Here is an 880-nt window from a genome sequence, read left to right on the forward strand (position 1 = left end):
GTGAAGTGACCCCCTGAGACCGGACACCTCCTGACTTGGCATCCTGCTGAGGAGGAGGGAATTGCTGTGGCTCGACAGAGCAAGTACCCCGAGGGAGTTCCGCCGCCAGGCCGCGGCGTTGGTACTCGATTCCGGCCGCACGATCCGTGACGTCGGCCGGGAGCTCGGCGTCAACCACGAGACGCTGCGCAACTGGGTCGCGCAGCTGCGGCAGGAACGCGACGGCGGCCGCCCCAGTGACCTGGCCGGTGACGAACGGGCTGAGCTGCTGCGGCTGCGGCGTCAGGTCGCACAGCTGGAGCTGGAGAAGGAGATCTTGAAAAAGCCGCGGTCTTCTTCGCGGGCGAGACGGAGCGGTACCGGACCGAGGTGTATCGGTTCATCGACGCGGAGAAGACCACCTACCCGGTCCGTCTGCTCTGCCGACTCCTCGGCGTCGGCCACAGTGCCTTCTACCAGTGGCTGGGCGACGGCCGGCAACGTGCCGCCGACCGGGAACGCCACGACCAGGCCCGGGCCGAGGTCACCCGGCAGGCCTGGTCAGAACACCGCGGCGTCTACGGCGCCCGACGGCTCACCGCCGAACTGCACGAGCGCGGTCACCGCTGGAACCGCAAGGCGGTAGCCCGGCTGATGCGCCTGGCCGGTATCGAGGGCGCCCACCGACGCCGGCACGGCAAGCCACGCCGCAAGGCCATGTCCACGGCGACTGCACCTGATCTGGTCCAGCGGCAGTTCACCGCGACCGCACCCAACCGGCTCTGGGTCGCTGACATCTCCTACCTACGCACCTGGGAAGGGTTCCTCTACCTCGGGTGTCGTCGGCGCCTACTCCCGCCGCGTCGTCGGCTGGGCGATGGCCGACCACCTGCGCACCGAG

1 protein-coding gene and 1 pseudogene are annotated in these 880 nt (G+C 69.3%); both read left to right on the forward strand.

Going from position 1 to position 880, the window contains the following annotated elements:
• Positions 1–61 precede the first annotated feature (61 nt).
• Positions 62–280 (forward strand): annotated as a pseudogene (locus tag V6U79_RS29945) (transposase); the annotation flags it as partial.
• 89 nt (positions 281–369) lie between these two features.
• Positions 370–880: IS3 family transposase (locus tag V6U79_RS29670; protein WP_334616718.1), on the forward strand; the 511-nt coding region annotated here is incomplete at its 3' end.

Source organism: Micromonospora psammae (genome assembly GCF_036902725.1).
Taxonomy (GTDB): domain Bacteria; phylum Actinomycetota; class Actinomycetes; order Mycobacteriales; family Micromonosporaceae; genus Micromonospora.